The organism is Telluria sp. ZT3P39 (assembly GCF_059685935.1).
Genome location: NZ_JCASIH010000029.1, coordinates 1 through 17437 on the forward strand (window position 1 = coordinate 1; position 17437 = coordinate 17437).

Genomic DNA, 17437 nt, shown 5'->3' on the forward strand with positions numbered 1-17437 from the left:
GTCTCACGAACAGATCACCAAGCGCTTCAATGCACCAAAGTACAGGAGAGCCTAAAACTACTAATCTCACTTGACAGTCATCATAGAAGGGTGGGCGGCGAAGCCGCCCACCCTACATTTTCAGCGGGTAAAGCTGAAGCGCACCGGCGCCGCCGGGCTGTGACTCACCGCATCGAGCTGCTTCAGGTCGGCCAGCCACGGCCCGTCGTAGCGGATCTCGTAGCTATTCTTCCCCTTCCTGAACGCGTAGGCCGGCGTGATGTCGATGGTATTCATGTGCATCGTGTGCGGCTTCACCGGGTGGTAGTCCTGGGCCGTCAGTGCGCCGCGCTTGACCATCATGCCGGTGTAGTCGAGCGGCTTGCCGGACTTGTCGAGCACCTCGAAGCGGCGGCCGGTAAGTTCGTCTCCGGCGGCCACTTCGCGCGGCACGTAGATGGTGGTCTCGCCATGGTTCTCGACCGTCAGGCGCACTTTCACCTTGCCGCCGGTGGTCTCGACCTCGAGCTGATGGCGCACGATCGCGTCTTTTTCCACGGCGCCGACGGCGCTCACCAGGCCGCCCAGGGCGAACAAGAGCAGCGGGAGGATTCGTTTGACATGCATTCGTGCTCCTTGAAAGAATATTTCAAACAGACGGCAAAAATGACATTTTATTTCAAGGCGGCCGGCAGCGGTTCCGGCGTCGTTGCCAGGATCATCACGGCAACGCGCCGGTTGCGCGCCTGGTTGACCGGGCTGTCGTTGCGCGCCACCGGCCGGGTCGAGCCGTAACCGATCGCCGACAGGCGCGCCTCCTGCACGCCGCCCTCGATGAACAGCCGCACCACGCTGGCCGCGCGCACCGCCGACAGTTCCCAGTTCGACGCATACTGCGGTGTCGCGATCGGCAGGTTGTCGGTATGGCCTTCGACTTCGACCATGTGCGGGTCGTCCTTGAGCAGGCCGGCCACTTCGCGCAGCACGTCGCGCGCGTCCGGCTGCAGCACCGCTTCGCCCTGGTCGAACAGCGCGCTGGCATTGATCTCGATGCTGATGCCGCGCGCATTTTGCGTCACGCGCACCTGCCCCGATTTCACCAGCGGCAGCAAGGTCGCCGACAGGTCTTTCGACAGGGTCTCCAGGCGCTGGCGGTCGCGCCGCGCGGCCTCGATCCGCTTGCGGTTGACGATGTGCGACAGCGGCAGCGCCGGTTCGACCCGGGTAGCGGCTTGCGGCGCGAGGCTGCGCCCGCCGAAGGCGTCGCCCAGCGCTTCGGACAGCACCGCGTACTTGCCTTCGTTGACGATGGAGATCGCGTACATCACGACGAAAAACGCGAACAGCAGCGTGATGAAATCGGCGTAGGAAATCAGCCAGCGCTCGTGGTGTTCGGCCGAGCCGTTGGAATCGTCGTAGCGTTTGCGCGCCATGCCGCTTAGTGGCGCGCCAGCAGCGACGCCACCCGTTCGTCGACCACGCGGGTGTGGTCGCCGCTGGCGAGGTCGTGGAAGACTTCGGCCAGAATTTCGTACTGCGCCACCTTGTCGCTGACGATGGCTTTCAGTTTATTCCCGACCGGGAAGAAGAACAGGTTGGCCAGCCCGACGCCGTACACGGTGGAGACGAAGGCCACCGCGATGCCGGAGCCCAGGCGCGATGGGTCGGACAGGTTTTCCATCACGTGGATCAGGCCCAGCACCGCACCCAGAATGCCGATGGTCGGCGAATAGCCGGCCGCCGATTCCCAGATGCGCGCGGCCTGGCGCTGGGCGAATTCGTAGGCGCTGATTTCGCTCTCCAGCAGGCTGCGGATCTTGTCCGGATTGATGCCGTCCACCACCAGGCGCAGGCCCTTCTGGATAAATTTATCGTTCGTTCCCATGTACTGCTCGAGCGAGAGCAGGCCGTCGCGCCGCGCCGTCAAACTCCACAGCGCGATCTCGCGCGAGAGCTTGTCGCGGCTCGACTTCGGCGGGAAGAACACCCAGCGCAGCATGCGCATGCCGCGCAAAAAGCTGCGGGTCTCGCTTTGCAGCAGCACCGCGCCGAAAGTGCCGACCACCACGATGGCGAAGGCGGCCGGCTGCACCAGCGACGCGAACTTGCCGCCGTCGAGCGTGTGGCCCACCAGGATGCCCGCCAGCGCGAGCACCAGCCCGGCTACGCTGGCCCAGTCCATAATTGCTCCTTGAGCGAGGCACGCAGCCGCGACACCGCCTGGGTGTGCAGCTGCGACACGCGCGATTCACTCACGCCCATGACCGCGCCGATTTCCTTCAGGTTGAGTTCTTCCTCGTAGTACAGGCCCATCAGCATCTTCTCGCGCGGCGGCAGCTTGTCGATGGCGTCGATGACGGCCTGGCGGAAGTCGGTGTCGAGCAGCGAGCGCAGCGGGTCGGCATCGTCGACCGCATAGCGGTCGAGGAAGCCGGCGCTGCCGCCATCGCCTTCGTCGTCGTGGAAGTCTTCGTAGTACAGCAGCTGGTGGCCGCCGCCGTCGCCCAGCATGTCCTGGTATTCGGACAACGAGATCTTGAGGGACTTGGCGATTTCGGATTCGCTGGCCGGGCGTCCCAGGCGCTGCTGCAGCGCTTCCATCGCGGCCTCGACCTTGCGCATGTTCTGGCGCGTGCTGCGCGGCATCCAGTCGCTCGAGCGCAGTTCGTCGAGCATGGCGCCGCGAATGCGCAGCACCGCATAGGTCTCGAACTGGGCGCCGTGATTGTCTTCGTAGCGGTTGATCGCATCGAGCAAGCCGATCATGCCCGCCTGCACCAGGTCATCGACTTCCACGGAAGGCGGCAGCTTGGCCTTCATGTGGTGGGCAAGACGCTTCACCAACGGCATGTGCTCCGTCAGCAAATGGTTCTTGTCCGTTTTCCCTTTGACCGTGTACATGCGTTGCTTGTCTTCTCTTCTTCTCTAGCAGGTCAGGACCCGAAATGTGCGTTGCCTCCCCGGCCCATCGCGTGCAGCGCGAACTTGCCTGCCAGCTGGCGGAAAGCAACCGACGCACCCGCCAGCGGGAAGGCATCGACCACGGCGCGCCCCAGGCGCGCGGCGCGGTGCAGGTATTCGTCGGCCGGTACCGAGCCCATCGAATTGAGGGTCACCGCCAGGTAGCGTGTTGCCGCGGTAGACATATTATCGTATACAACCTTGGCTTCGGCCTCTGTCGCGCCGGTAACCAGGATGCCGAAAGGACGGCGGCCCAGCTGGTGCGACAAATGCTTGATCAAGGCATAGGCATTCGTGATCGAGGTGGCCGAGGTACCGACCTGCACCACGATCTCGGAACTGGCCATCAGCGGCAGCGGCAATTCGCCGTCCGGGCCCAGTTCGGCGTCCACCATCACGATGCCGGCCTGCTTGACCAGCACGTCGAAGGTCTTGGCCAGGCGGCGGGTATCGTCCGCGCGTTGCGGGGTGCCCAGCGACGCCACCGAAAAGCCCTGCGGCACGGCGTGCAGCACCTGGTTCAGGCCGCACTCCTGGCGCGCCACGTTGGTCAGCAGAGCGGCGCGGCTGATGCCCAGTCGGCGGGCGACGCCGTACTCGCGCTCGCAGGCGTCGACGATCAGGACGTCGTTGCCGGTCCGGGCCAGCGAGGCGCCCAGGTTGACGAGCATGGCGCCCTTGTCGTCTTCAGGGGTGGCGGACAGGAAGGTGACGATGCGCGGGCGCGGGCCCTGCAGCATCCGGCGCAGGCCTTCGGCCTGGTCGAAATCGAAACTAGCCAAGGGACACCTCGCGCAGGCTGCGGTCGTTGTGCAGGTTGGCCGTGCCGGCCATCATCAGCGGCAGGTCGGCGTCGCTGATGCCGTTGGCGCCGCTCTTGCTGCGGAAGGCGCGGTCGACCAGCATCGCGCGGTCGGCCAGGTGCAGGTCTTCCGGCACGCGCTGGCCGTTCGAGATGTAGTGCAGGTTCAGCTTCTGGCGGATCACGACGTCGAGCACGTTGCCGATCGAGGCGGCTTCGTCCAGCTTGGTCATGATGCAGCCGGCAAGACCCGTGCCCTGGTAGGCGCGCACCACTTCGTTCAGCGTCTCGTTGGTCGAGGTCGCGTTCAGGCACAGCAGGCGCTTCACGTCGGCGCCGGATTCGCTCAGCATGGCCACTTGTTCCGTCACCATCTGGTCGCGCTGCGACATGCCGATGGTGTCGATCAGCACGGTGTGCTTGTTCTTGAGTTCTTTCAGGGCGATGCGCAGGTCGGCTTCGTCCTTCACCGAGTGCACCATCACGCCCAGGATCTTGCCGTAGATGCGCAGCTGCTCGTGGCCGCCGATACGGTAGGCATCGGTGGTGATCAGGGCCAGCTTGTCGGCGCCGTGGCGCATCACGCAACGCGCGGCCAGCTTGGCGGTGGTGGTGGTCTTGCCGACGCCGGTCGGGCCGACCAGGGCGAACACGCCGCCGCGCGAGAGCAGGTCGTCTTCGTTGGCGATGGTGGTCAGGTTACGGGCCAGCACGGTCTTGATCCAGCGCAGCGCTTCGGCCGCGTCGCGGGTAGCCGGCATCTTGTCGATCAGGTAGCGCGCCAGCGTCGCCGAGAAACCGGCGGCCAGCATCTCGCGCAGGACGGCGTTCTTTTGCGGCTCGCGCTGCGAGCCGGCATTCCACGACAGCTCGGCCAGCTGGGTTTCCATCATGCCGCGCATGGCGCGGATTTCATTCATCATGCCGCTCATTTCGAGCGTGGCCGATTCCTTGGCCTGGGCGATGGCGGCGCTCATCATCGAGCTCATGGCGGCCATGTCGATGGTGGCTGCCGGGGCCGGGGCGCGGCGGTTTTCGTAGGTCGGCGGCACTTCCTCGGCGACAGGCGCTGGCGCTGCGCGCCGTGGTTCGGGAGCGGTGAAGGCGGGGGCAAAAGCGGCCGGGGCGCGGGCAAAGACCGGTTCCGGGTCGAAGCCGTTGTCGAAGGCGCCAAACTGCGGCTGCGCTTCTTCGATGCTCGGCGAGGACAGCGATGCGACGTCGTCGTTGTCCAGCGCCAGGATCTCGACCACGCCGTCGACCGGACGGTTGGACAGGATGACCGCGTCAGGACCGAGCGCCTCGCGCACCTTGCGCAAGGCGTCACGGGAGGTAGCCGCTGTAAATTTCTTCACGTTCATCGTTGTTCTCCGCACTTCAACTGGTCTGTTCTACGTTTTCTGCGGGCGCAATCGCCCGTCCATAGTCAACATTATTGACGATGCCGTGCGGAAACCATCTGGGGAGAAGGAAGGGGAAAAGGGTCTATTTCCCCGAGGATCAGGCTCCGTGTCCGATCGGAGTAAGCAGCCAATGCAAAGTTGTGACATCTCAGCAAGCAGTTCTTGATACTTGCCTATGCTCGAAAACTTGTGACAAGAAGCCTTTTTGGGAGAAACGCAGATGCTTAAATGCTCATTTGAACTGAACGACAAACCGATGAGTGTGCTTAAAATGAACACTATGCAATTCCCAGCGTTTTCAGGCTTGGGGGCCCATGCAAACCGCCGAGAATTTGCTTGTCATGCAGGAATTGGCCCCATTCCTCCCGGTATTTACTATGTACTCGATCGCCAGTCAGGCGGCGTGCTGGGCCCGCTGCGCGACCTCTTCAGTAACCGAGGGGACTGGTTCGCCCTCTATGCGACTGACGGAAGAATTGACGATGAAACTTTCTGTAACAAAGTAAAGCGAGGCCGTTTTCGGCTCCACCCGAAGGGAAGCCTGGGAATCAGCCAAGGTTGCATTACCATCGACAGCCATACGGATTTCCGCATTCTGCGAGCTCGCCTGAAGGCGAGCAGTCAGATCGCCATCCCAGGCAGTACCTTAAAGGCTTACGGCCAAGTAACAGTAAAGTGAAAACGTTTATCACGCATGTCATGCTTGCCGCTTGGGTGCTTGTCGGCACCGCTGCCCTGGGATGGATGTGGCTCGCCCGTCCCGACCTTGGCCCACAGGTTCCACCAGTGCTGTCTGTCTGGCTCGTCGAACTCTACGGCTCAACAAATGGAGAGGAACTGCGGGATCTCGAAACCCTGCTTGCGCTCGGTAGTGCGTTCGTCGTTGTCCTTGTCGTCACCTATTCGGCCGTACTCATCTTCCGGCGATACCGGCATTGACCAATGACGCGCGGCGAGTCCTGCTCACATCGGCACGCCGACCAGGCTCGTCACCCGAATCGTCTTGGTCTCCGGAATCTCGTTATGCGACAGCACCTTCAGCTGCGGCACCGCGCGGCGCAGGAAACGCGACAGCAGGACGCGCAGCGGCGCCGGCACCAGCAGCACGGGGCTCAGGCCCAGCTCTTCCTGCTGCTGGGCGGCATTGGCCGCCTGCTGGGCGATGGTGTCGGCCAGGCCTGGCTCGATACCGGCGCCGTCCCCGCCCGTGCCCATGGCCTGCATCAGCAAGCGCTCGAGGCGGTTGTCGAGGGTCATCACCGACAGCTCGTTCATGCCCGGGAACAGCTGCTGCACGATCGCGCGGCCCAGCGCCACGCGCACCATGGCGGTCAGCTCGTTCGGATCCTGCGTCTGGGTGGCGTACTCTGACAACGCCTCGATGATGGTGCGCATGTCGCGGATGTGCACCCCCTCTTGCAGCAGGTTCTGCAGCACTTTCTGCAAAGTGGACAGCGACACGATCTTCGGCACCAGGTCTTCCACCAGCTTCGGGGTTTCCTTGCCCAGGTGATCCAGCAGCGCCTGCACTTCCATGCGGCCCAGCAGTTCCGAGGCGTGGGTCGTAATCAAATGGTTCAGGTGGGTCGCCACCACGGTGCCGGCGTCGACCACGGTATAACCCATGCTCTGCGCCTCGTCGCGCAGGCTGGCGTCGATCCAGGTGGCCGGCAAACCAAAAGCCGGATCGACCGTCACGATGCCCGGCAGCGTGCCGCTGGCCATGCCCGGGTTGATCGCCAGGAACTGGCCGTTCATGGCTTCGCCGGTGCCCACTTCCACGCCCTTGAGCGTGATGCGGTAGGCTGAAGGCTTGAGTTCCAGGTTGTCGCGGATGTGCACGGGCGGGGCCAGGAAGCCCACTTCCTGGGCGAATTTCTTGCGGATGCCCTTGATGCGCTTGAGCAGCTCGCCGCCCTGGGTCTTGTCCACCAGCGGAATCAGGCGGTAGCCCACTTCCAGGCCCAGGGTGTCGACCGCCATGACGTCCTGCCAGGTCGCTTCTTCCGATTCGGCCGGTGCCGCCGCGCCGGCTGTACCGGCCGCCGCAGCCTCAAGCGCCGCGGCCGCTTCCTGGGCCGGCGCGTCCCTGCGGCGCTTGGCGATCATGTAGCCGCCGCCGACCAGGGCGCCGCCCAGCAGCAGGAACACCAGGTTCGGCATGCCCGGGATCAGGCCCAGCGCCAAAATGATGCCGCCGGTGATGTAGAGCGCTTCCGGACGGGCGAACAGCTGGCTGGTCAATTGGGTGCTGATGTCTTCGTCGCTGGCCACGCGCGAGACCACCATACCGGCCGCGATCGAGATGATCAGCGAAGGCAGCTGGGCCACCAGGCCGTCACCGATGGCCAGCAGCGTGTAGACCTCGGCCGCCTTGCCGAATGCCATGTCGTGCTGCACGATACCGATGATCAGGCCGCCGATGATGTTGATCAGGGTGATCATGATGCCGGCCACGGCGTCGCCCTTGACGTATTTCGAGGCGCCGTCCATCGCGCCGTAGAACTCGGCCTCTTGCGCGACTTCGTTGCGGCGCTTGCGGGCGTCGGCTTCGCCGATCAGGCCGGCGTTCAGGTCGGCGTCGATCGCCATCTGCTTGCCCGGCATCGCATCCAGGGCGAAGCGCGCGCCGACTTCGGCGATACGGCCCGCACCCTTGGTAACCACCGAGAAGTTAATGATGGTCAGGATAATGAACACGACGATACCGACCGTGTAGTTACCGCCGATCAGGAAGTGGCCGAAGGCTTCGATGACCTTGCCGGCCGCGGCGCCGCCGGTATGGCCTTCGGTCAGCACAATGCGAGTAGAAGCGACATTCAGCGACAGGCGCAACATCGTGGAGACCAGCAGGATGGCCGGGAAGGCCATGAAGTCGAGCGGCTTGACCGTGTACAGCGCGGTCAGCAGGACGATGACGGACAGCGCGATGTTAAAGGAGAAGAACACATCGAGGATGAAGGCCGGCAGCGGCAGGATCATCATCGCCAGCAGGACGATGATGAGCAGCGGCGCGGCCAGTGCGTTGCCGCCGCGGGCGCCCAAGCCGTTCATCCATGCCGGCAATCTGATGCTGTTCATTAGTGCGTTGCTCCGTTATTCAGGCTGCCCGGACCCTTGTAGGCCGGATCGTTCGGGTCCATCTCTGCCGGCACCGCCAGTCTGGTCGGGCGATCCGGGTATTGGCCGTCCCCTAGCTTGTAGGCGCGCAGCTGGTAGACATAGGCCAGCACTTCGGCCACGGCCGAGAACAGCTTTTCCGGGATCTCTTCGTCGATGTCGGTGTGCTTGTACAGCGCACGGGCCAGGGCCGGGGCTTCCAGCAGGGTCACTTTGTGCTCGGCGCCGAGTTCACGGATCCTGGCCGCCACGTCGTCGATACCCTTGGCCACCACGCGCGGCGCGCCCTTCTGGCCGTCGGCATACTTCAGCGCCACCGCATAGTGGGTCGGGTTGGTGACGATCACATCGGCATCAGGCACATTCTGCATCATCCGGCCGCGCGCCATTTCGCGCTGGAGCTGGCGAATCCTGCCCTTCATCTGCGGATTGCCGTCCGATTCCTTGGATTCCTGGATCACTTCCTGGCGCGTCATCTTCAGCTTGTCGTTGTAGTGCCACAGCTGCCACGGCCCGTCGATGGCCGCGATCAGGCCCAGCGCGCCGGTAATGAACAGGAAGGCCTTGCCCATCAGCTCGCCCACGTGGGCGCTGCCGGCGTTCAGCGGTTCGACCGCCAGGCCGAGGAAGGCTTCTTTCTGGCCATTGATGACGACCCAGGCCACGGCGCCGACCACCAGGGTCTTGGCGATGGCCTTGAGCAGCTCGATCAGGGCATTGGTGGAGAACATGTTGCTGATGCCCTTGATCGGGTTCAGCTTCATGAAGTTCGGCATGAAGGCCTTGGACGAGAACAGCCAGCCGCCGATCAGCAGCGGCGAGGCCAGCGCGACCAGCATGATCAGGCCGGCCAGCGGCAGGCAGGCGATCAGGACGTCGATCAGGTCATTCGTGATGCGCTGGATCAGGACGTCGGGGTTGTAGATTTGCTCACGGCTGAGGGACAGGCCGGAGTGCAGGGTCTGGCCGAGCTTGCCCGCAAGGGTGCCGCCGGTCATGTAGAGGCCGGCGCCGGCGGTCATCAGGACGGTGAAGGTAGCCAGTTCGCGCGAGCGGGGAACGTCGCCATCCTCACGGGCTTTTTCAAGCCTTCTGGGTGACGCTGGTTCTGTCTTCTCTGCATCGCTGTCTTCCGACATCCCTGCTCCTGTTAATTACCACTAAGAACAGGATTATCGCAGGTGTTGCCGTACGGCTAGAAGCGAAACAGGCTGCGAAACACCCTCTATTTGCCATGTTGTGCGTAGAAGCTACTCAGCAGTAAACGCGCCGGAGCCAGGACATTGACGGACCGGCAAGGAATTCCTCACCCGGGCGGATCCCCTGCCTTGCCGGCGCAGCCCGGCGGCCCCACCGTCTCCCCGGCGCGCTGGTAGCTGCTTTCGAAAATCGAGGCGGCCACCACGGCCAGGTCGCAGCCGCCATAGTCGATGACGACGTCGCCGGCGCCGGCGCGCAGCACGCCGCGCCCGCCGGACAGGGCGATCTCGACGGGCGCGCTGCTGCGCCAGGCCCATACCGCCTTGCGGCGTTTGACATACGCCCCGTTGTCGCCGGCCTGCACCGGCGCGACCGGTTCGTAGGAGGCAAGAAAGCGGGCGCGCGGAACCGGCCAGCGCTCTCCTTCGATGCCGGACAGGATGGCATCCCCGGCCTGGTAGCTCACCTCGCCCTCGCGGGTGCCGAGCCTGCCGTCCCGCGCGGCGAATTCGACGGTCACGGGCAGCGGCCGCTTGACGGCCAGGAAGGCCCCCGGCTGGCTGGCGATGTCGAAGGCGTTCATACGAGCTCGAGCGGCTGGTCGGACATCAGCTCGGCCCATGCGTCGTGCTCGGCATACATGGTCGCGGCGGCCTGGATGGCAAGGGCGCGCAGGGCCAGCGGATCATGATGGCGGCGCACGCCTTCGATCGAGCGCCGCAGCATCGTCAGCTGCCGCTGCATGCGATCGGAGTTCTTGGCCAGCCGCTGCAGCTCCGCCTTGGAGGCAATGCCGTGCATGGCCGCTGCGAGCGCCGGCAGGAATGCGGTCAGGAAGAGCGGCCAGCGCAGGCCATGGAAGCGGTCCGCCTGCAGCAGCTCGCAGGCAGGGCGCAGGATCGCGGCGGGCTCGTGGCAGGATTCGATCACCAGGTGGAAGACGACCCAGGCCACCACCAGCCAGAACAGCCGCTCGATCCAGTGGCGCAGATGGTGGTGGGTCTGCCGGAGACGGCGGCTGCTGCGCTCGTGGTAGCGTTCCTGGTCGCGAATCAAGGCGTCGAGGCTGTCCACGAGGTCGTGGAACTGCGCCTCGATACTGTGTGGGCCCTCCCGGCCCGGTATGCCGGTATCGCGCAACAGCTGGATCACGAGCCAATGGAAGGGCTTGTCGAGCACCGGCCGCGGCGTCTCGGCGGCGTCGTATTTCCACACACCGCGATGCAGCAGCGGCAGGCTGGCGAGCAGCGGATGAAGCAGCGCGCTCAGGCGCAAGGCTTCGGCCGACTGGCGAAAATGCAGCCACCGGTCGTGGTTGTTCAGTTGCCGGTGGCGGTTCCCGTAGACCGCCCGGAAAATGAGTGCCAACATGAACAGCTCGGCCACCGGCCAGATTTTCCAGGGGGGCCACACCTCCCCTGCCACCGCGAAGAAGACGGCAAGGCTTGCCGCCAGGTTGACGACCACGACCTGGTCACGATGGCTGTAGGCCGCATAGGTCGCTGCACGGTCGATCCGGTCATACCAATCCCAGGTATCGGCCGAAAACTGGCTGGCCAGCACGAGTTCCGCAGGCCCGCGCTGCGCTTCCACCGGGCTGAAGAACCTGACCTTCCAGTTGCCGAACAGCCGCAGGAACATCGTGTAGAACATGCCTTTCCAGGTGGCGTCCCGGCCCGGATCGCCATAGTCGCCGCGCAGCATCGCGTCGATCGCCACGGTGGTGTCGGCATTCCAGTAGATGGCCAGCAGTTCCGCCATCTCGCCGGCCAGTTGGTCGGCATCGACCTCGGAAAAGAAGCCGGCGATACGCCGCACCTGCTCGGCATCCTTGCCAAGGGTGGTCACGGCCAGTTCATCGAGGGCCTGGGGCCTGAGGATCCAGGTGGCGCCCGCGCCCTGCGCGCTGGTGTCGATCCACACGATCGGCATATGCCGGCACAGGGCTTCGACCAGGATCCCGTCGCGCTCGGCGGAATAATTGCGCAGCGGGGCGCCCTCGCCCAGCACCACCGCCGCGTCGGCATATCCCAGCTTGGCTTCGTCGGCGGCCGCCAGCGCCGCTTCCGGCGAGGCGCCAGGCGTTTCCGTGATCGTGGCGACGCGCTCGGGCTGCATCGTTCCTTCAGTCCAGGACGGGGCCACGACATGCCATTCGCAGCCGTATTTCCTTGCCATCCCCGCCGCGCTGGCGTCCATGCCGCCGGCGCCGCCGGTGATGAGCCGCAGCTGCGCGCCCTGCTCCCGGGCCAGCTGCCGGACCGCGCGGATGGCCTGGCCGAGGGCGCCGACGATGCGCTCCGCGTGCGCCGCATCGTCCGGCAGCCCCGGGTCGCGCGGGCTCATCACCCACAGGTTGCGTGCCTCGCGCTTGAACGGCCGTGACGGCTTCTTATCCACGCTTGCGCTGCCCCGCGGGACATCGTCCGCCGGCATGCCCATCGCCTCGTCCCGGGCGCGCTTCATGGGGGCACCGTATGCCGTTCGGAGACGATCTTCAGGGTGCCGTCGACCATGCGCAGCTCCATCACTTCGCGCACCCGCCCCCGGTCTTGTGTTTCGGCATTACTGGCGCTGAAATCCACCGTGAAGGCCAGTGTGGCGCCCTGGCCATCCTCGGAGAGTTCGTAGTCGATCTTGCTGTCCAGCCTGAACCGCATGTCCGTCCATTTTCCGTACATGAACTCCTTGTCGCTGGCCACGGCCTGTGTGCCTTGTCCGGCGCCGAGGTAGTCCACCTCGTCGGCATAGAGCGCCAGGATCTGTCCCACGTCGCGGCGGTTGTGGGCGCCGATGAAGCTGGCGACAAACAGCGGAAGCTTGGCGGCGTCGACGGGCGGGGGCGGGGGCGGGGGCGGCGGCGCAGGCGGAGGATCAGGCTCGGGCGACGGGGCCGCAAGCTCTGGCGCCGCCTGTTCAGGGAGGGATTGCGTGGCGGGCGGCGCGCCATCGGCAGCGCCGGTGCCGGTGCCGGTGCCGGTGTCGTCGCCGGTGGCCGTGCCGGGGCCGGCTTCGGTCCCCGCGGTCGCGGAATCGGCCGGGGCCGGCCCGGATGGCGCGGCCTCGACCGGGGGCGACACGGCCTGTGCCGGCGCGCTCACCGGCCCATCCTTGCCTGTCTGGCTCACCAGGCCCACGATCAGCAGGGAGACGAACATCAGCGCGCCGCCCAGGGCCATGTGGCGCAGCATCCTGCCGCGCGGCGGCGCGGGCGGCGCCGGCGGCGCGGTGACCGGCTCGATCACCGGCTCCGGCGCCGCCGGCGGCGCCGGCCGCTGCCGCGCCGAGCGCTGGGTGAGCGTTGCCAGCAACTCCTCGTAGCCTTGCTGGTATCCGGTGCTGAAGTCGATGTACTGGATCCGCTTCAGGCGGAAGGGAATCTCGCACGGGTGCAGCAGGATTGGAACGACCCGTTTGCCCTCGCCCAGGGTGTAATACACCTCGTCGAGCACGTTGAAGGAATTGACCGAGGCCGGCGACAACACCACCACCAGGCAGGAACAGCCCTTGAGCGCGCCTTCGACCGATTCGTCCCAGCGCGCGCCTTTGGGGATGTCGAGCTGGTCGACCCACAGCTCGACGCCATCCACCCGCAGCGCGCGGGCGATTTTCAGGACAAATTCTGCGTCGCTGCGCGCATAACTGAAGAAGACCCTGCCGGATGCGGGAGGCGGCGTACCGCCTTCATTGCCGGAGCCGGAACCGGCCTCGCCGGCGGCGTGAAGCGTCATGGCAGCACCGGGCGATCAAGCCTGGCCCCGCACGAGCATGTCCCACGCATCTGCTTGCATCTTTGTCCCCTTCGTTTTCTTGTCGGCTGTTCTCCCGGGTGCGCGCACCGCGTGGGAACCCGCCAAAGATCACGTCACACTGCGCCTGCAATATGACGACACTTTGTGCCAACGCAAAGGTGTGGGACCGGATTCGAAAAATAGAGGGAGTGCTGGCGAAATTGTCAGGCGGAAACCTGACCCCGACTCCTTTTACCCGCCAATTGTCACCACCTGCCGTCAGCCTCGCTCACAGCAGCGTGATGCCGAACCGTTTCAGTACGAGCGCAAACATCCCGAAGCACACCACGGTGATCAAGGCGCAGGCGCCCAGCGTCCACCAGAAGCCCAGGCGCTGCAGCAGCCATGGGAAAGCCAGGAACATCGGCAGCGTCGGCACCACATACCAGAACGTGTACCACGCGTGATTCGCCAGCCTGGCCTCGGGCTGGTTTTCGATATGCAGCCATACCAGGGTCAGCAGGGTGATCATCGGCAGGGCCGCGACCAGGCCGCCGATGCGGTCGCTGCGCTTGGCGGCCTCCGAGACCAGCACCACGACCGCCGCCGTGATCAGGTATTTCGTGATGAGCCACTTCATCCGCTCTCCTTTTTTTTTCAATTGTTGCAAGCTGTGCCGGCGAACGCCGCAACGGTCGCCAGGGTGTTCTTACTTGACCGAAAAGCGTACGCTGACCGTCTTCTTGTCGGCGAAGGTCACGGCCGCGACAGCCTTGCTGCCCTTGACCAGACCGGCATCGCCCTTGACCACCAGTGTGTTGTCACCACCGGATGCCAGCGGCAGCTCGGTCTTCTTCACGCCCTTGAGTACGGTCAGGGTGCCGGTTGCGCCGGCGGTCGGCATTGCCTTGCCGTGGTCGTCGACATAGATCGTGGCGCCGCCATCCCTGGCGACCAGTTCGAAGGCCAGGTCGCCCGCGCTTTGCACGATCCCGCCATGCCTGGGCTTGGCGCCGTGGGCCAAGACCTGACCGGACCAGGCGACGCTGGCTGCCAGGGCTGCTAATGCAAAAATCTTCTTCATTGGATGCTCCTGAAACTGTGGCGACTGACAAGGGGCGCCGCCACTTGGCCCCGGTGAATCAATAACTGTCGCCGCCCTGCTCCGCCAGCAGGCGCTCGAGCGGCTTGCGGCCGACTTTCCAGAAGATGAGCGGCGTGAGCAGCGAATCGAGCAAGGTGGAACTGATCAAGCCCCCGAAAATCACGACCGCAACCGGATGCAGGATTTCCTTGCCCGGCGCGTCCGCTGCCAGCAGGAGCGGCGTCAGCGCGAAGGCGGCCACCAGAGCCGTCATCAGGACCGGCGTGAGACGCTCGATCGAGCCGCGCACGATCATCGGCCAGCCGAAGGTCTCGCCCTCGAACTTGCACAGGTTGATGTAGTGGCTCACCTTGAGGATGCCGTTGCGGGTGGCGATGCCCGCCAGGGTGATGAAACCGACCATCGAGGCGACCGACAGCGACACCCCGGCGATCCACATGGCGATCACGCTGCCCACCAGAGCGAACGGAATATTGCCCATGATGACCAGCGCCAGCGTCGACGAGCGGTAGCGCGAATACAGCACCAGGAAAATCAGCACGAGCGAGGCCAGCGACATGCCGGCGATGAGCCGTTGCGACTGCTCCTGCGCCTGGAACTGCCCTTCCACGCTCACAAAATAGCCGCCCGGCAGCGGGCTGGCGGCGACCTGCCGACGCACGCCCTCGATAATGCGCGACATGTTCGAGCCATCGGTATTGGCATACACGACGATCCGGCGCCGCCCGTTCTCGCGGCCGATCTGGTTCGGGCCGTCGCCCTCTTCGATGGTCGCAACGCTCGACAGCGGAATGCTTCCGACCGGGCTGGCCAGCATGACCCGCGCCAGGTCCTGCGGCGAGCGGTCGACGTCAGCCAGGCGCACCACCAGGTCGAAGCGGCGCGGACCGTCGATGACCTGGGTCACGCGCGTGCCTTCGGCCAGGGCCTGCAGCGCCTGCAGCACGTCGCCCGCGGCCAGGCCATGTTGCGCGGCCTTGCGGTAGTCGATGCGCAGCTTGATCTGCGGGATCAGTACCTGGCGCTCCACCGACAGGTCGACCAGGCCAGGCACCGCGCGCAGGCGGCCCTGCAGCCCATCGGCCAGGCCGCGCAGCGTGTCGATGTCGTCGCCGTAGATCTTCAGCGCGATCTGCGCGCGCACCCCGGACAGCAGGTGGTCGAGCCGGTGCGAGATCGGCTGCCCGATCGCGACCGCGGCCGGGATCACGGCCAGTTGGTTGCGGATGCTCGCCATGATGGCTTCGCGCGAGCGGCTCGAGGGCTTCAGGTCGACGTCGAGCTCGGACGAATGCACGCCTTCGGCATGTTCGTCCAGTTCGGCACGGCCGGTGCGGCGTCCGACCCGCGTGAGTTCCGGCACCTGGGCGATCAGGGTTTCGGCCAGGGCGCCCATGCGGTTGGCCTCCGCCAGCGAGGTGCCGGGCGTGAAGGTCATGCCCATCACGAGCGAGCCTTCGTTGAACGCAGGCAGGAAAGCGCGCGGGAAGAACGGCACGGATGCCGCGGCGGCGGCCACGACGATCAGCGCGATCGAGAGCAGCAGGCGGATGCGCGCGAACGACCAGTTCAGCGCGGCCGTGTCCCAATGCTTCATGCGGCGCACGATCGGGCTGTCCGCGCGGTGCAGGCGCTTCATGGTCGGCAGCAGATAGTAGGCCAGCACCGGGGTGACCGTCATCGACACCAGCATCGAGGCCAGGATCGAGGCGATGTAGGCGATGCCCAGCGGCGCGAACAGGCGGCCTTCGATACCGGGCAGGGCGAACAGGGGCACGAACACCAGCACGACGATGACGGTGGCGTAGACGATGCCCGAACGAACCTCGACCGATGCATGCCAGATGGTGTCCAGCACCGGGCGGCCATCTGCTTTCCTCTGCCTGAGCCGGCGCAGGATGTTCTCGACGTCGACCACCGCATCGTCGACCAGCTCGCCCACGGCAATGGCCAGGCCGCCCAGCGTCATCACATTGATCGACTGGCCCAGCAGGTGGAAGGCCAGCGCCGTCACCGCCAGCGACAAGGGAATCGCGATCAGCGAGATCAGCGTGGTGCGTACGCTGAGCAGGAACGCGAACAGGACGATGGCGACCAGGATCGCGCCGTCGCGCAGGGCCTCGACGACGTTGCCGATCGACGTATCGATGAAGTTGGCTTGCCGGAACAGCACGACCGGGGCTGCGATGCCGGCCGGCAGGCCCTGCTTGAGTTCCGCCAGCGCGGTCTCGATATCGCGCGTCAGGCGCACGGTGTCGCCGGTCGGCTGCTTCTGCACGCTCACGATCACCGCGGGCTTGCCGTTCAGGCCGGCGTCACCGCGCTTGAAGGCTGCGGCGTAGCGCACGCCGGCGACCTGGTCGAGCAGCACCGGCGCGCCGTTGCGGTAGGCCACGGCCAGGCCCTTGACGTCGTCCAGGCGGTTGGTGCGCCCGAGGTTGCGGATCAGGTATTCGCGGTTGTTGAGATCGACGAAGCCGCCGCTGGTGTTGGCGGCAAAGCCGCGCAGTGCCGATGTCACCTGTTCCAGCGACACGCCGAACTGGGCCATGCGCGCGGTATCGGGCTCGACGCGCAGCTGGCGCACCTCGCCACCGATCGGGATCACCTGGGACACGCCCGGAATCGAGAGCAAACGCGGGCGCAGGACGAAATCGGCATATTCGCGCGCCTTCATCGGATCGGTCCGGGCGACGTCGATCGGCAGGGCAATCAGCATGATCTCGCCCATGATCGAGGACACCGGCCCCATCACGGGCGAGATATTTCCGGGCAGTTGCTCCTTGACGAGCGTGATACGCTCGGACACGAGTTGCCGGTTGCGGTAGATATCGGTTCCCCAGTCGAACTCTGCATACACGATGGACAGGCCGACGCCCGACACCGAGCGCACCCGCGTCACGCCCGGCATGCCGTTGAGCGCGGTTTCGATCGGGAAGGACACCAGCTGCTCGACCTCTTCCGGGGCCATGCCGCCGGCTTCGGCCAGCACCGTGACGACCGGCTTGTTCAGGTCGGGGAAGACATCGACCGGGGTATGCCAGGCCGTCACGGCGCCGTAGACCATCAGCATCAGGGCCGCCGCCAGCACGAACAGGCGGTTGCGCAGGCTGAAACGCACTATCGAATCGAACAT

Annotated in this window: 16 protein-coding genes; 2 read left to right on the forward strand and 14 right to left on the reverse strand. The window is 65.4% G+C overall.

What is annotated here, in order from left to right; all coding sequences use genetic code 11:
* Window positions 1-120: 120 nt before the first annotated feature.
* Genes AC56LR_RS19295 through flhF form a run of 6 tightly spaced genes read right to left on the reverse strand, consistent with a single transcriptional unit; the run spans window position 121 to window position 5103 of the window.
* Complete coding sequence (locus AC56LR_RS19295) at window positions 121-606, reverse strand: hypothetical protein (protein WP_497132738.1); 486 nt, start codon at window positions 604-606, stop codon at window positions 121-123.
* 47 nt (window positions 607-653) lie between these two features.
* Entirely contained in the window at window positions 654-1412 is a 759-nt protein-coding gene (motD, locus tag AC56LR_RS19300; RefSeq protein ID WP_497132740.1) for a flagellar motor protein MotD, read from the reverse strand.
* 5 nt (window positions 1413-1417) lie between these two features.
* Window positions 1418-2161 (reverse strand): flagellar motor protein, encoded by a 744-nt coding sequence (locus tag AC56LR_RS19305; RefSeq protein ID WP_497132742.1) that lies wholly within the window; start codon window positions 2159-2161, stop codon window positions 1418-1420.
* Window positions 2143-2880, reverse strand: coding sequence for an RNA polymerase sigma factor FliA (locus AC56LR_RS19310; protein ID WP_497132743.1), 738 nt, complete (start codon window positions 2878-2880; stop codon window positions 2143-2145). Before AC56LR_RS19310 ends, AC56LR_RS19305 begins: the two co-directional genes overlap by 19 nt.
* A gap of 32 nt (window positions 2881-2912) precedes the next feature.
* On the reverse strand, window positions 2913-3722 hold the full coding sequence (locus AC56LR_RS19315) for a MinD/ParA family ATP-binding protein (protein ID WP_497132745.1): 810 nt from the start codon (window positions 3720-3722) through the stop codon (window positions 2913-2915).
* Window positions 3715-5103 carry a flagellar biosynthesis GTPase FlhF gene (flhF, locus tag AC56LR_RS19320; RefSeq protein ID WP_497132747.1) on the reverse strand — a complete coding sequence of 463 codons (1389 nt, stop codon included), beginning with the start codon at window positions 5101-5103 and terminating at the stop codon, window positions 3715-3717. Before flhF ends, AC56LR_RS19315 begins: the two co-directional genes overlap by 8 nt.
* A gap of 247 nt (window positions 5104-5350) precedes the next feature.
* Here flhF and AC56LR_RS19325 point away from each other — a divergent pair, with 247 nt between their 5' ends.
* Window positions 5351-5824 carry a DUF2778 domain-containing protein gene (locus tag AC56LR_RS19325; RefSeq protein ID WP_497132749.1) on the forward strand — a complete coding sequence of 158 codons (474 nt, stop codon included), beginning with the start codon at window positions 5351-5353 and terminating at the stop codon, window positions 5822-5824.
* Window positions 5821-6084, forward strand: coding sequence for a hypothetical protein (locus AC56LR_RS19330; RefSeq protein ID WP_497132751.1), 264 nt, complete (start codon window positions 5821-5823; stop codon window positions 6082-6084). The genes AC56LR_RS19325 and AC56LR_RS19330 overlap by 4 nt, the downstream gene beginning before the upstream one ends.
* A 24-nt stretch (window positions 6085-6108) precedes the next feature.
* Here the strand turns inward: AC56LR_RS19330 and flhA are convergent, their stop codons facing one another.
* The 8 genes from flhA to AC56LR_RS19370 all read right to left on the reverse strand — a co-directional run bounded on the left by flhA (window position 6109) and on the right by AC56LR_RS19370 (window position 17437).
* Entirely contained in the window at window positions 6109-8226 is a 2118-nt protein-coding gene (gene flhA / locus AC56LR_RS19335; RefSeq protein ID WP_497132753.1) for a flagellar biosynthesis protein FlhA, read from the reverse strand.
* Entirely contained in the window at window positions 8226-9404 is a 1179-nt protein-coding gene (gene flhB, locus AC56LR_RS19340; protein ID WP_497132755.1) for a flagellar biosynthesis protein FlhB, read from the reverse strand. Before flhB ends, flhA begins: the two co-directional genes overlap by 1 nt.
* Window positions 9405-9571: 167 nt before the next feature.
* Window positions 9572-10048, reverse strand: a complete 477-nt coding sequence (locus AC56LR_RS19345; RefSeq protein ID WP_497132757.1) for a PGDYG domain-containing protein — start codon at window positions 10046-10048, stop codon at window positions 9572-9574.
* Window positions 10045-11931 carry a hypothetical protein gene (locus AC56LR_RS19350; RefSeq protein ID WP_497132759.1) on the reverse strand — a complete coding sequence of 629 codons (1887 nt, stop codon included), beginning with the start codon at window positions 11929-11931 and terminating at the stop codon, window positions 10045-10047. The genes AC56LR_RS19345 and AC56LR_RS19350 overlap by 4 nt, the downstream gene beginning before the upstream one ends.
* Complete coding sequence (locus AC56LR_RS19355) at window positions 11928-13196, reverse strand: TIR domain-containing protein (RefSeq protein ID WP_497132760.1); 1269 nt, start codon at window positions 13194-13196, stop codon at window positions 11928-11930. Before AC56LR_RS19355 ends, AC56LR_RS19350 begins: the two co-directional genes overlap by 4 nt.
* Before the next feature lie 289 nt (window positions 13197-13485).
* Entirely contained in the window at window positions 13486-13836 is a 351-nt protein-coding gene (locus tag AC56LR_RS19360; protein WP_497132762.1) for a DUF3147 family protein, read from the reverse strand.
* A 69-nt stretch (window positions 13837-13905) separates the two neighbouring features.
* On the reverse strand, window positions 13906-14280 hold the full coding sequence (locus AC56LR_RS19365; RefSeq protein WP_497132764.1) for a hypothetical protein: 375 nt from the start codon (window positions 14278-14280) through the stop codon (window positions 13906-13908).
* A 58-nt stretch (window positions 14281-14338) separates the two neighbouring features.
* Complete coding sequence (locus AC56LR_RS19370) at window positions 14339-17437, reverse strand: efflux RND transporter permease subunit (RefSeq protein WP_497132766.1); 3099 nt, start codon at window positions 17435-17437, stop codon at window positions 14339-14341.

Excerpts from the sequence above, each read along its gene's own strand:
- AC56LR_RS19355 (WP_497132760.1), bottom strand. The coding sequence starts at position 13,196 with ATGACGCTTCACGCCGCCGGCGAGGCCGGTTCCGGCTCCGGCAATGAA.
- AC56LR_RS19370 (WP_497132766.1), bottom strand. The coding sequence starts at position 17,437 with ATGTTCGATTCGATAGTGCGTTTCAGCCTGCGCAACCGCCTGTTCGTG.
- AC56LR_RS19345 (WP_497132757.1), bottom strand. The coding sequence starts at position 10,048 with ATGAACGCCTTCGACATCGCCAGCCAGCCGGGGGCCTTCCTGGCCGTC.
- AC56LR_RS19360 (WP_497132762.1), bottom strand. The coding sequence starts at position 13,836 with ATGAAGTGGCTCATCACGAAATACCTGATCACGGCGGCGGTCGTGGTG.
- AC56LR_RS19295 (WP_497132738.1), bottom strand. The coding sequence starts at position 606 with ATGCATGTCAAACGAATCCTCCCGCTGCTCTTGTTCGCCCTGGGCGGC.
- AC56LR_RS19310 (WP_497132743.1), bottom strand. The coding sequence starts at position 2,880 with ATGTACACGGTCAAAGGGAAAACGGACAAGAACCATTTGCTGACGGAG.
- flhF (WP_497132747.1), bottom strand. The coding sequence starts at position 5,103 with ATGAACGTGAAGAAATTTACAGCGGCTACCTCCCGTGACGCCTTGCGC.
- AC56LR_RS19305 (WP_497132742.1), bottom strand. The coding sequence starts at position 2,161 with ATGGACTGGGCCAGCGTAGCCGGGCTGGTGCTCGCGCTGGCGGGCATC.
- AC56LR_RS19365 (WP_497132764.1), bottom strand. The coding sequence starts at position 14,280 with ATGAAGAAGATTTTTGCATTAGCAGCCCTGGCAGCCAGCGTCGCCTGG.
- flhB (WP_497132755.1), bottom strand. The coding sequence starts at position 9,404 with ATGTCGGAAGACAGCGATGCAGAGAAGACAGAACCAGCGTCACCCAGA.
- flhA (WP_497132753.1), bottom strand. The coding sequence starts at position 8,226 with ATGAACAGCATCAGATTGCCGGCATGGATGAACGGCTTGGGCGCCCGC.
- AC56LR_RS19350 (WP_497132759.1), bottom strand. The coding sequence starts at position 11,931 with ATGAAGCGCGCCCGGGACGAGGCGATGGGCATGCCGGCGGACGATGTC.
- motD (WP_497132740.1), bottom strand. The coding sequence starts at position 1,412 with ATGGCGCGCAAACGCTACGACGATTCCAACGGCTCGGCCGAACACCAC.